At 36.9% G+C, this 11567-nt stretch carries 12 protein-coding genes; 1 reads left to right on the top strand and 11 read right to left on the bottom strand.

Features of this window, described 5'->3' with window-relative positions; translation table 11 throughout:
- The 9 genes from glyS to rpsU form a co-directional block, all read right to left on the bottom strand.
- A complete protein-coding gene (gene glyS, locus BLR79_RS01655) occupies positions 1-2037 on the bottom strand; it encodes a glycine--tRNA ligase subunit beta (protein ID WP_092084229.1) in 2037 nt (678 codons plus the stop codon).
- On the bottom strand, positions 2037-2942 hold the full coding sequence (gene glyQ / locus BLR79_RS01650) for a glycine--tRNA ligase subunit alpha (RefSeq protein WP_092084228.1): 906 nt from the start codon (positions 2940-2942) through the stop codon (positions 2037-2039). Before glyQ ends, glyS begins: the two co-directional genes overlap by 1 nt.
- Positions 2943-3175: 233 nt before the next feature.
- The gene (gene recO, locus BLR79_RS01645) at positions 3176-3976 is read right to left on the bottom strand and encodes a DNA repair protein RecO (protein ID WP_092084226.1); all 801 of its coding nucleotides are present in this window, start codon (positions 3974-3976) and stop codon (positions 3176-3178) included.
- Positions 3960-4580 carry a DUF1275 family protein gene (locus BLR79_RS01640; RefSeq protein ID WP_257993576.1) on the bottom strand — a complete coding sequence of 207 codons (621 nt, stop codon included), beginning with the start codon at positions 4578-4580 and terminating at the stop codon, positions 3960-3962. Before BLR79_RS01640 ends, recO begins: the two co-directional genes overlap by 17 nt.
- Before the next feature lie 108 nt (positions 4581-4688).
- Positions 4689-5600 (bottom strand): GTPase Era, encoded by a 912-nt coding sequence (gene era, locus BLR79_RS01635; RefSeq protein WP_092084222.1) that lies wholly within the window; start codon positions 5598-5600, stop codon positions 4689-4691.
- A gap of 26 nt (positions 5601-5626) precedes the next feature.
- Entirely contained in the window at positions 5627-6043 is a 417-nt protein-coding gene (locus tag BLR79_RS01630; RefSeq protein WP_092084220.1) for a diacylglycerol kinase family protein, read from the bottom strand.
- Entirely contained in the window at positions 6027-6497 is a 471-nt protein-coding gene (gene ybeY / locus BLR79_RS01625; RefSeq protein ID WP_092084219.1) for an rRNA maturation RNase YbeY, read from the bottom strand. The genes BLR79_RS01630 and ybeY overlap by 17 nt, the downstream gene beginning before the upstream one ends.
- A 15-nt stretch (positions 6498-6512) precedes the next feature.
- Entirely contained in the window at positions 6513-7478 is a 966-nt protein-coding gene (locus tag BLR79_RS01620; RefSeq protein WP_180955446.1) for a PhoH family protein, read from the bottom strand.
- 154 nt (positions 7479-7632) lie between these two features.
- Positions 7633-7806 carry a 30S ribosomal protein S21 gene (gene rpsU, locus BLR79_RS01615; protein ID WP_092084215.1) on the bottom strand — a complete coding sequence of 58 codons (174 nt, stop codon included), beginning with the start codon at positions 7804-7806 and terminating at the stop codon, positions 7633-7635.
- A 165-nt stretch (positions 7807-7971) separates the two neighbouring features.
- Between rpsU and BLR79_RS01610 the strand changes: the two genes are divergently transcribed.
- Positions 7972-8820, top strand: coding sequence for a pyruvate, water dikinase regulatory protein (locus tag BLR79_RS01610; RefSeq protein WP_092084213.1), 849 nt, complete (start codon positions 7972-7974; stop codon positions 8818-8820).
- 46 nt (positions 8821-8866) lie between these two features.
- On the opposite strand, the gene BLR79_RS01605 is transcribed toward BLR79_RS01610, so the two are convergent.
- Together BLR79_RS01605 and aspS are read right to left on the bottom strand one after the other, a co-directional pair.
- Positions 8867-9760 carry a deoxyribonuclease IV gene (locus BLR79_RS01605; protein ID WP_092084211.1) on the bottom strand — a complete coding sequence of 298 codons (894 nt, stop codon included), beginning with the start codon at positions 9758-9760 and terminating at the stop codon, positions 8867-8869.
- An 11-nt stretch (positions 9761-9771) separates the two neighbouring features.
- Positions 9772-11565 carry an aspartate--tRNA ligase gene (gene aspS, locus BLR79_RS01600; RefSeq protein WP_092084209.1) on the bottom strand — a complete coding sequence of 598 codons (1794 nt, stop codon included), beginning with the start codon at positions 11563-11565 and terminating at the stop codon, positions 9772-9774.
- Positions 11566-11567 lie beyond the last annotated feature (2 nt).

Here is an 11567-nt window from a genome sequence, read left to right as displayed (position 1 = left end):
TTAAAATTTACTAATTAATTCTCTTGGATCGAATTCATCTAAAAGATATTGAGTCAGACGACCTAAAGTTGCTAGACGGTTTTGTCTAATAACGTCATCTTCATGATTGACCATATTTTCTTCAAAGTAACGACTAATCGGTTCAACCAATGGGGTGAATAACTCTAATAAAGAAGTCGAATCGCGTTTAGAGTGTAATTGCAATACTAATTGAATTAATTGTTTTTCTGATTCTGATTGACTTAATGACGCATCAATGACAGAGTCTTCTTCTACTTTAGCTCCTAAATTCACTACGCGTGATAACGCTTCAACTAAATGACTGTAGTCTTCAGGATGAGCTTTTTTATACTCCATTAATGATTGAGCACGCTTCACCGTTTTTAATACGTTCATACGTCGAGCTTTTAAGTCACTTTGAATAATATCATTGTCAATCTGTTTTTGGCTCAGTAATAATTGTAGACGCGCTTTAACAAAATTAGCAAATGAAGCGTATAATTCAGTGTTAAATGACTCTTTAGCTGCGACAGCTTGGAATAACTCTTGGAATGAAAAATCCCATTGTTCGTTTAAAGCAATTTCAATCATCCCTAAAGTGGCGCGGCGTAAAGCAAAAGGATCGCTTGAGCCTGTCGGGATCATTTCTTGATTGAAAAACTGTAAGACAGTATCTAGTTTGTCGCTAAACGCAAGTAGAGATGATGCTGTTGTAGATGGTAATTGATGCTCACTATTAGGTAAGTATTGTTCGCTAATCGCTAGTGCTACGTCATCATCAACACCAAATTCTTTAGCATAAATACCGCCCATAACACCTTGTAGCTCATCAAACTCATTCACTACTTGAGTCATTAAGTCGAATTTATAAATATGAGCTGCGCGAATCGCCACATCAGCTGCTGTTTGTTCACCAGTTAAGTTAGCTAATTGTTCAATAATAAAGGCAACGCGCTCTTGTTTTTCGGTATATGTTCCTACTTTTGCATGTTCTCTTACAAGAGAGAGTTTATCGACAAAATAATCAATGGAATGACTTAAATCATCTTCATAGAAGAATAACGCATCCTCTAAACGAGCTCTTAATACTTTTTGGTTACCTCTAACCACATTATCAATAGCATAGTCATTTCCATTGCGAACGGAAATAAAGTAAGGTTGCAGCTCTTCTTGTTGGTTCAATACGTAGAAGTAACGTTGGTGGTCTTTCATTGCCGTAATTAATACAGGTGAAGGAACTTGTAAATATTTCTCATCGAAACCACCATAAAAAGCAGTCGGCCATTCGACAATTGCGGTTACTTCTTCTAGTAGCTCTTCATCCATCGGTACAACCCATTGATGATCTTTAGCTAGTTGATTAATTTGATCAGCAATTTCTTGTTGACGTTTATTAAAGTCAGCAATTACAAATTGTTCTTTTAATGCCGCTTCATAGTCTGTTGCTTTATTTAGCTCAACTTCTTTTCCTAAGAAGCGATGACCATTTGTTTTACGTCCAGCTTGAATGTTTAAAAATTCAAAAGGAATAACAGTTTCATCTAATAATGAAACAATCCAATGGACGGGACGAATATATGGGGTATGAAGCGTATTCCATGTCATTGAAACAGGAAATTGCATGTGCTCTAAGACGCTGACGATACTTGGTAAAATATCTTTAGCTTCTTTTCCTTTTGTAAAGCGTTCAACAAAGATATAAGGCTCACCTTTCACTTCTTCAACGACAATATCATCAGTAGAAAGACCTTGCCCTTTAACAAACCCTTGAGCTGCTTTAGTCCACTCTCCGTCTGCTTGAGCTATTTTTAATGAAGGTCCTCTTAATTTTTCACTTTGGTCAGTTTGTTTATCAGCTAACCCTTCGACTAATACCGCAAAGCGACGTGGCGTCGCAAAAGATTGAATATGCTGATAAGTTAGACGATGATCCGATAGAAAGGTTTCAACTCGTTCAACTAATTGGGCTTCAATGGATCTCAAAAAGCGTGCTGGAACTTCTTCCAGTCCTAATTCTAATAAATAAGTATGTGTCATTATTCATTCACCTCAGATGTTTCATGATCTTTTTTAATTAACGGGAAACCAAGTTTTTCACGTTCGTCTACAAATGTTTGAGCGACTAAACGTGCTGCTTTACGAATACGTGCTAAATAAGTGGCGCGGTCTGATACTGAAATGACACCTCGAGCATCTAGCATATTAAAAGTGTGGCTACACTTTAAAATGTAGTCATACGCCGGATGAACCAATCCTTTGTCTAATAAGCGTAAAGCCTCTGCTTCATAATCGTTAAATAAACGAAGAAGAAGTTGACTGTCACTTTCATCAAAAGCATAGATTGATTGTTCGCGTTCTGGTTGCTTGAAGATATCACCGTATTTAATTCCTTCAACCCAGTCTAAATCATAGACGTCTTCTACGTCTAAAATATACATGGCGATTCGTTCTAAACCATAGGTTAACTCACTGGTTACCGGATCTACTTTTAACCCTCCGACTTGTTGGAAGTAAGTAAATTGCGTAATTTCCATCCCATCAATCCATACTTCCCAGCCTAACCCGGCACAACCTAAAGAAGGGTTCTCCCAGTTATCTTCAACAAAACGAATATCGTGTTCTAAAGGATTGATCCCTAAAACTTCTAAACTTTGTAAATAAAGTTCTTGAATATTTAAAGGAGATGGTTTCATAACTACTTGAAATTGATGATGTTGGTACAAACGGTTTGGGTTTTCGCCGTATCGACCATCCGCTGGTCGACGAGACGGTTCAACATAAGCAGCATTCCAAGGCTCTGGTCCTACGGCACGTAAAAAGGTGTATGGACTCATTGTTCCGGCTCCTTTTTCTGTATCGTAGCTTTGTAAAATAGCACATCCTTGTTTAGCCCAAAACTTTTGTAACTCTAATATAATGTCTTGTAATGTTTGCGGTTTCATTCGTTTCTATCCTTTCACATATAAAAAGTCCCTATGGTTTAATAAAAACCATAGGGACGAATATTATTTCGCGGTTCCACCCTAGTTCTAGAATTCATCTAGCGCTTTATCAATTATTAAATTGGTACCAAAAGCGCCTACGATTTGCTTTAGCTTCCACCATCCTAAAGTCGCTATACTATCTTCTTAAATTGCTTTTGTTAGCCATATTCTATCTATTTTTGACGATAATGTCAATCACTAGAATGATTTCTCTTTTTTAAAAGGGCTTGTTGTTTTTTAAAAAACTCATCGGGTTGATTTAATTTATCTAAATAACTTTTAGCCCTTAAGCGAATGCCAACATATTCTTCATAAATTTCGTCAATTAAACGTCGCAGCTCTTCTTTAATATATGGACTCACTTTAATTCCATCAATTTGCGTTAATTGCACTAAAGCAAGCACTCTAGCGATCCCTACTGCTTTAGGGTCTATATGAAGTCTAACGGGATCTTCTATCCAATGTTCTTGGCAAAGCAGTCCGTTTTTTCTTACGCTGAAATCAAATGGGCCTTCTTGACGATGACATATAGCACACCCACGCCAATCAAAGTTAACTCCAAATTCTTTTAGAAGATGCAATTCGACAAAGTTAATTAATATTTCAACGGGTTCTTTGACATTCATTCGTTGTAATACTTGAAGAAGCATCTGATATACTTCCTTAGAAGGCGTTTCATCTGGTAGACTAGCATCCACTAATTGCAATAAATAGGTGCCATAAGCATAAATTAAAGGATCGCCTTGAATCGCTGGATAAAAGGACAAAGTCGTTGCTTCTTTTATAAATGAAAGTCCTTCTTCATTAATGGTCCCAATATATTGATTGTAGGTCATAGGCATTAATTGAGGCGCTAATGAGTGATTGGCACTTTGGCCTCGTCTAATATAAAACATTTTCGTTCCATATGGTTGAGTAAATATTTTAACTAACAAATCTTTTTCTTTATAGGGACGTTTAAACAAGACGACACCGTCAAACTGCTCGTTCATTGTGATGACCCTCTTTAGTTAAGTAAGCAATATAATAAAAAATACCAGCTGTGACTATATAAGGAATACTTAGCCAAGTTAAAGCGCATTGTTCTTGTTGCATCCTAACACCTAATCCCGCTCCGATTAAATAACAACCAATAATAAATAATTGGTTTAAGACAACCGGTAAATTATATAAGTGACCTTTGACGACTTGAGCGAATAAATAGCCAAAGTTAGATAACGGACCCGAAAGAAAAGTTGTCCGTATTTGAATGCCTTGGAAATATAAAATAATACTATTTTGAAATCCCGTCATCCATGCTAAACAAATCAATTGCTGAGTAGCTGTTAAGTCCAATTGATAAATGAACCATAAAAAGAAACCTAAAAATAATAAGCTTCCGCCGTAACGCTTAGAAATGTGACGTCTTGGAAAAGGGAAAATCAAACCAGCGATAAATGCTCCGATCACAAAAACGATGGGAAGCATTATATAGTAAAAGCGTTCGGGTGAATGATTTAAACTAGTTACAACTGAACGGGTTACATTTCCTGTTTGATGACTCACTGTAAAGCCAAAAGCAAGGAGTGAAAAAGTATTGAGTGCTCCACCAATTATCGCAAGTAGAGCGTAATTAATATGATTGAGTACAATATATAACTTATTAATTTAAACCCCTCCTTTAAAAGTCTAAAAACCACTGCCTTAGCAGTGGTCTAGTTTTCATTAATAATCATCGGGACGATAACCAAATTCAGCCAATTGACTGCGACGATTACGCCAATCCTTTTGAACTTTTACCCATAATTCTAAGAAAATTTTCTCCCCTAGTAATTCTTCAATATCGCGACGAGCCATTTGACCGATTTTTTTGATCATTGATCCTTGTTTACCAATAATAATTCCTTTTTGACTATTGCGTTCGACAATAATCGTTGCGCGAACTTCAAGTTTGTCGTTTTCATCGCGGTGCATACTTTCAACTTGGACCGCAATGGAGTGAGGTATTTCTTCTCTAGTCAGTAATAGGACTTTCTCACGAATAAATTCAGAAATAATAAAGTACTCCGGATGATCGCTCACTTGGTCTGTTGGATAATATTGAGGACCTTCTGGAATAATTTCTTCTAGTCGATTTAATAGTTGGGCTAAGTTATTGCCTTGGGTAGCACTAACTGGAAAGACTTCATCAAAGTCATAGTATTCCATATAGCGATCAATAATGGGTAATAACTCATCGGGATGAATAAGATCAATTTTATTAATGACTAAAAATACAGGCGCTTTAGAAGAACGAATCGTATCGATCACATGGCGATCTCCTGGCCCCATTTTCTCATCAGCGTTGACGACAACTAAAATAGCGTCTACTCCTTTGATGGATTGCTTTGTAGTCTCCATCATAAAGTCTCCTAAAGCGTGTTTAGGTTTATGAACGCCTGGAGTATCGATAAAGACAATTTGACTGTGATCAGTAGTATAAACGCCTTGAATTCGGTTACGAGTTGTTTGAGCTTTATCGGACATGATCGCTACTTTTTGACCAACAAAACGGTTTAGTAAAGTCGATTTTCCTACGTTTGGACGACCGATAATCGCTACAAATCCTGAGCGAAAAGATGATTGATTAGTTTGCATAAAAACTCCTTTCATGAGTAGATCATTTAAAATGAACGAATAATAGGTTGAATAAAGAGCCAAATTTTTGGAAGAACAATAGCCATCCCTACTAAAACAGATGTTAAACTTGCTAGCATAACGGCTCCGGCGGCTGCATCTTTAGCGACTTTAGCATGAATATGATAACTTTTGCCGGTTACTAAATCCGTCACGGCTTCAATCGCTGTATTGATCAATTCACACACTAAAACAAGCCCCATACATAATAGTAATAAAGCCCATTCTAAATAAGAATAGTGAAAAATAAAGCCTGATAAGAATACTAAGATACAAATACCCAGTTCAATTTTAAAGTTAATTTCATACTTAAAAACATGGCGAACACCTGATAAAGCAACAGCCAAAGAATGAAATACCGAAGGATTGGCATAATGTTTTTGAAATTTATCGCGTGAGGCCATAAGCGTTCAGTATCTTTTCTTGAATAGCGAACATTTCTTGACGTTCTTCTTCGGTTTCATGGTCGTAGCCGTTTAAATGTAAAAAGCCATGCACCACTAAAAACCCTAATTCTCGTTCAAAAGAATGGTTATACTCTTTTGCTTGTTCTTTAGCTTTAGGGATGGAGATAATAATGTCTCCTGAAAACTTCGACATTTCTTCTAATTCTAGCATCCAATCTTCTTCGTCTACTCCTTGATCGTTTAAGGCAAAACTTAAGACATCCGTCGGACGATCAATCTGACGATAAGTGGCGTTTAGTTCCTGTATTTGTTCATTGTCCACTAAAGAAATATCCACTTCAAAATCAGAATCTAGCTTTAAATAAGTAGCAGATTGTTCTATTAATGATTGAATCATTTGGTAATCTGCTTCTTGTAAGTAATTTAATTCGTCAATAATTTCGATCGACATACTATTCAAACCTTTCTAGGCTTTAGTTTCATAAGCTTTAATAATATCTGCTACAACAGGGTGCCTTACCACATCATCAGCATCAAAGGTAACAAACTTAATACGGTCAATTTCTTTAAGCTTTTGACGAGCATCCACTAAGCCTGATTTAACTCCTTTAGGCAAGTCAATTTGAGTTAAATCCCCATTAATAATCATTTTTGATCCGAATCCAAGACGAGTCAGAAACATTTTCATTTGTGCAATAGTTGTATTTTGTGCCTCATCTAAAATGACAAAGGCGTCATCTAATGTTCGCCCTCTCATATAGGCTAAAGGAGCAATCTCAATAACGCCTCGCTCCATTAAACGATTTGTATGTTCTGTTCCGTAAACTGTATAGAGTGCGTCATAAATCGGTCTTAAATAAGGGTCTACTTTTTCTTTTAAATCCCCTGGTAAAAACCCTAAACTTTCCCCGGCTTCGACCGCTGGACGAGTGAGAATAATTTTTTTGACTTCGCCTTGCTTTAAAGCTTGAACAGCCATAACAACCGCTAAAAACGTCTTCCCTGTTCCTGCTGGACCGATCCCAAAGGTCACGTCATGCTTTTGGACTGAGCGTGTGTATTGTAATTGGCCAAAGTTTTTTACGCGGATTGCTTTACCATGATAAGTTCGACCAATAATTCTTTCATATAAGTCTAAAAAGTAATCGATATGTTCTGTTTTAGCCATTTTGATTGCTGTAACTAAATCCATCATCGTAAGCGTTTTGCCATCTTCAATAAGGTGAAGTAATACTTGAACCAATTGGGTGACTAATTCAACCGTTGCTTCGTCTTGACCTGTAATAGTCAATTCTTCGCCACGATTGGATACTGTCACAGGAAATTGTTCTTCAATCACTTTAATGTGAGCGTCATGATCCCCGATTAAAGCCATTAACCAATGAGTATTAGATATAATTATTTGGTTTGTATAAGTTGTTTCGTTAGTCAAAAACTCGACCCCTTTGTACTCAGTATTATAACTATAGGTTAGCACAATTAGCATAAAAAATCATAAATTTAAACAAAAAAAGTCTTCCATAACCTTACGGAAGACTTTGTATACACTTCTAGACAAGCATCTAGAAAAATCATCGCTTTATAAATTAGAATTTACGCTTACGAGCTGCTTCAGATTTCTTTTTGCGACGAACGCTTGGCTTTTCATAAAATTCACGTTTACGTGACTCTCTTAAAGTACCGGATCTTGAAACATTACGTTTAAAGCGACGAAGAGCGTCATCTAATGATTCGTTATCACGAACTGTAATTTTTGACATTAGGTTCCCCTCCCTCCGAGCTTTAGTAATCATTATCAAGAATATCTTGATAAAGTTCTTTTATTATTATAGCAAAGGTTACACAGATTACAAGCAGAAATTTATTTTATACTTACAATATATTAAATATGGTAAAATAACAGTGTAATAAAGGAGAGAAAGTTTATGTCTAAAACAAATGAGTACATTATTGATTATTATATTTTATCCGATTTCGTAGGAGATACTGCAGAAGAGGTCGCCACTGAAGTATTAGCGCAATTTCCTTTTAAGGAAACTATTTTACATAACTTTAGTAATATTTCGACTACTGAACAACTAGATACTATTTTAGAACAAGTCAAAGAGCTTGATGGGCTAGTCTTTTTAAATATGATCGATACTTATTTAGCTGAATATGTTGTTAAATTTTGTCAAGAGCATGATTTAGGGTGCTATAACTTAATTCAACCGATCAAAAAAGATATTGAACGTCGTACAGGGTTAAAACCTTCTGAAGAAGCCAATGCTTCTTATAAACTATCCGATGAATATTTCCGCCGTATTGCTGCGATGGAATTTGCGATTAATTATGACGATGGAAAAAACCCGGAAGGCTTTTTCGATGCCGACGTTGTTCTTTTAGGTATTTCTAGAACAGGTAAAACTCCGCTAGCCATGTATTTAGCCAATAAAGGATTTAAAGTAGCTAACTTACCTTTAATTCCCGAAAGTCAATTGCCACGTCAAATTTTTGAAGTCAATCCGAAGAAAATTATTGGTTTAACTAACGTTCCGGAAGTTGTCCACCGTCACCGTCATGCTCGAATGCTTGAGTATGGGTTGGATACACAAACTAAGTATGCTTCAAAAGAACGGGTTGAAGAAGAATTAAATTACGCTAGAAATCTTTATAAAGAATTAAATTGTCCCGAATTAAACGTGGCGGATCGCAGTATTGAAGAATCAGCCAACATTATTATTGATTTACTCAATTTACGTTTGTCTAACCGCGACGAAACAAATCGCTTTTAATGAAAAAAGGTAGAAGTAGCTGATGAGCTTTCTTCTACCTTTTGTTTTACTTTTGTTCTTTAATGTCTTCCATTAAATGAGGATTGTATGTACCACTTCGAAGCATTTCAATTTCATACTTATAAGGAGGCACTTTTGTTTTTTCATCGACTTCCACCCAAGGTGTTTCCATAATGATCGGTAAGCCTTTTAATTGAGGGTGATGAGCAATGTAGTTTAACGCATCAAAACCAATATTACCTTGTCCAATATTAGCGTGGCGATCTTTATGACTGCCTTGTTCATTGCGAGAGTCATTTAAATGAATAACTTTTAAGTAATCTAATCCAATGATCTTATCAAATTCATTTAATACGCCATCAAAGTCTTCTTTAATATTATAGCCTGCATCAAAGACGTGACATGTATCAAAGGTAACAGATAACTTATCGTTATGAGTGACTCCATCAATAATTTGAGCGAGCTCTTCAAACGTTCGCCCAATTTCTGTTCCCTTACCAGCCATTGTCTCCAAGGCGATTTGAACATCTACATCTGGATTGACGACTTCATTTAAACCGTGAATCAACTGCTTCATTCCGACTTCTAGCCCTGCTCCTACGTGAGCTCCGGGATGAAGCGTAATTTGATGAGCGCCAATCGCATGAGTTCTTCTAATTTCTTCTTGTAAAAATTCAATGGCGAATTCATGATAGCCTTCTTTTGTTGTATTGGCTAAGTTAACAATGTAAGGTGCATGAACTGTGAAAAACTTAATGTTACTTTCTTTCATTAGTTCATGAGCTTCTTCAATTCGGAACGTATCAATGGCTTTCCGGCGCGTGTTTTGCGGTGCGCCGGTATAAACCATAAAGACATCACTTCCATATGAGGCTGCTTCTTCAACGGATCCTAGCAGCATTTTATCTCCTTTTAAAGAAACATGAGATCCGATTAACATGTAATCAACTCCTATTTTGAGCTTGGCTTGTTAGGACGCGGTTTAACGCCTAAATGTAGTTCGTCTAACTGATCTTTAGCAACTTTATCTGGTGCATGCATCATTAAGTCTACACCACGACCTGTTTTTGGAAAGGCAATGACTTCACGAATGTTTGGTTCGTTAGCTAAAATCATGACTAAACGGTCTAACCCTAAAGCCAGTCCACCATGTGGTGGGAAACCATATTCAAAGGCTTCTAGTAAGAAACCAAATTGTTCTTTAGCTTGTTGTGGCGTAAAGCCTAATAATTCAAACATTTGCATTTGCATTTCTGGTGTATAAATACGTAATGATCCGCCACCAATTTCGTAACCATTTAAGACAATATCATAAGCGCGAGCTAATGCTTCTTCTGGATGAGCTTTTAATGCTTCAATATCGTCATTTTGTGGTGAAGTGAACGGATGGTGCATTGCCACATAGCGACCAGCTTCTTCGTCATACTCTAATAATGGCCAATCGATGACCCATAGGAAAGCTAGTTCGTTTTCGTCGATTAACCCATGTTTTTTCGCTAAGTGAACTCGTAATTCTGCAAGAGAAGCAGCGACTACTTCTTTCGAATCCGCTACGAAGAAAATAATGTCTCCCGGTTCGGCCTCAAAAGTTTCTGTAATGACTTTAACAGATTCTTCATCGCTAAAGAAACGTTGAATTGGGCCATTAAAGCCATCTTCGGTGACTTTAATCCATGCTAAACCTTTCGCACCGTATGGTTTAACGATCTCAATTAATTCATCGGCTGTTTTACGGGTATACTCGTCCGCTAATCCTTTTAAGTTAATTCCCTTAACTTGTCCACCTGCCTTTACCGCATTGGCAAAGACGCCAAACTCGCTTGTTTTGGCAAACTCAGTTAAATCTTTTAACGTCATTTCAAAGCGAATATCTGGCTTATCTGAGCCATAATGTTCCATCGCATGAGCATAAGTCATTGTTGGGAAGTCTTCAGTTATTTCGATGCCTTTTGTATCTTTGACGACTTTTTTAAGCATTTCTTCAACAGTTTGTTGAATTTCTTCTTGCGTCGCAAAGCTCATCTCTAAGTCAACTTGAGTAAATTCCGGTTGACGGTCTCCACGTAAGTCCTCATCTCTAAAACAACGAGCAATTTGGTAATAACGGTCAACTCCAGCTCCCATTAAGAGTTGTTTGAATAGTTGCGGTGATTGAGGTAATGCATAAAAGTAACCTGGTTCACGACGTGTTGGTACAAGGTAGTCTCTAGCTCCTTCAGGAGTTGACTTAGTTAATGTCGGCGTTTCAACATCTAAAAAACCAACACTATTCAAATATTCGCGAATACTGTGAGTTGTTTTGTGACGTAACAATAAGTTTTGGTACATTTCTGGACGACGTAAGTCTAAATAACGGTGACGTAAACGTACTTCTTCATCCACATCAATATCGTCTTCAATGTAAATCGCAGGTGTTTTTGCTTTAGATAATAAAGTGATTTCATGGGCTTCCAATTCGACTTTTCCTGTTTTAATGTTGTCGTTATATTGAGCTTCATCTCGTTGTTTTAATTCACCGGTTACACTAATAACGTATTCAGAGCGTAAGCCGTCAACGACTTTCATCGCTTCTTCTCCGATAACCTCTTCATCAAAAACAACTTGAGAGATTCCTTCGCGGTCTCTTAAGTCTACGAAAATTAACCCACCAAAGTCACGACGGCGTTGCACCCATCCTTTTAATGTGATCGTTTGACCGACCATTGATTCGTTGACTAATCCACTATATGTTGTTCGTTTTTCCATTA

The organism is Dolosicoccus paucivorans, assembly GCF_900100125.1.
GTDB lineage: Bacteria > Bacillota > Bacilli > Lactobacillales > Aerococcaceae > Dolosicoccus > Dolosicoccus paucivorans.
Note: the sequence above shows the minus strand (reverse complement) of the source record. Positions and strands in the feature narration are given on the sequence as shown.